1 protein-coding gene is annotated in these 1,216 nt (G+C 76.6%); it reads left to right on the forward strand.

Features of this window, described 5'->3' with window-relative positions:
• A partial coding sequence (locus CCN39_RS48760) for a DNA polymerase Y subunit UmuC family protein (protein WP_244211380.1) occupies nucleotides 1–1,141 on the forward strand: 1,141 nt, incomplete at its 5' end.
• Nucleotides 1,142–1,216 lie beyond the last annotated feature (75 nt).

Consider the following 1,216-nt stretch of genomic DNA (forward strand, 5'->3'; position numbering starts at 1 on the left):
GTCGACGAGCTCCGCGCGGTCGGCGCCGGGCTGGTCGAGCTCGGTGATCGGAAGGCCCGCGAGGAATTCGGCCACGCGCCCGGGTTCGACGAACTCCCCGCACCGCGCGGAGCTCGTCGACCTGCTGCGCCGGCTCGGGTTGAAGACGCTCGGGGCGTTCGCCGCCCTGCCGGAACGTGACGTCGCCGGCCGCTTCGGCGCGGACGGGCTGCTCGCGCACCGGCTGGCGCGCGGCCGGTCCGAACGGCCGCCGCTGCGTCGACGGCCGCCGCCCGAACTGAGCCTCGCCGAGGAGTTCGACCCCGTTGTCGAGCGAGTCGACGTCGCTGCGTTCCTCGCCAAGGGGCTCGCGACGCGGTTCTGCGCGGGCCTCGCCGCGCACGGCCTCGCCTGCACCCGGCTCGGCATCTACGCGGTCACCGAGGAAGGCGAACACCTCGGCCGGGCGTGGCGGTGCGCCGAACCGCTGACCCCCGCCGGCGTCGCCGATCGCGTGCGCTGGCAGTTCGAAGGGTGGCTGCGCGCCGCGCCCGGGCAGCGTCCGACGTCCGGTGTCGTGCGGCTGCGGCTGGAGCCCGAGGAGGTCGTCGAAGGGCGGTCGCTGCAGCTCGACCTGTGGCGCAACGGCGGCTCCGACGAGGACGACGAGCGAGCGGCCCGCGCGTTCGTGCGCGTCCAGGGCCTGCTCGGGCCCGAAGGCGTGCTCACCCCGGTGCTCGACGGCGGCCGCGACCCCGCGGGCCGGGTCCGGCTGGTCCCGTGGGGCGACCCCCGCGAGCGGACGACGCCGCCGGACGCGACCTGGCCGGGACGCCTGCCGTCCCCGTCCCCGGCGACGGTCCTCGCCCGGCCGGTCCCGGCGCAGGTCTTCGACGACGCCGGCCGCGCCGTCGGGATCACCGCGCGCGAGCAGGTGACGGCGCCCCCGCGGCGCCTCAGCATCGCGGGCGGCGCGGGCCGGGAAGTCGTGGGCTGGGCGGGTCCGTGGCCCCTGACGGGCGACCGCAGACGGCTGGGGGCGCGAAGAGCGCGGCTGCAGCTGGTGCTGGCCGGCGAGGGGGACGAGCCGCCCGAAGCGGTGCTGGTGCACTGCGCAGGCACGGAAAATCCACTGTGGACGGTCGAGGGAGTGTACGACTGAGCATGGACGAGGACTACGCACGAAAGCTGCGCAACTGGCTGCGAGCCGAACCCGGGGCCACGCCCCGCGGGGCGT

The sequence above is a fragment of the Amycolatopsis kentuckyensis genome (assembly GCF_002155975.1).
GTDB classification, from domain to species: domain Bacteria; phylum Actinomycetota; class Actinomycetes; order Mycobacteriales; family Pseudonocardiaceae; genus Amycolatopsis; species Amycolatopsis kentuckyensis.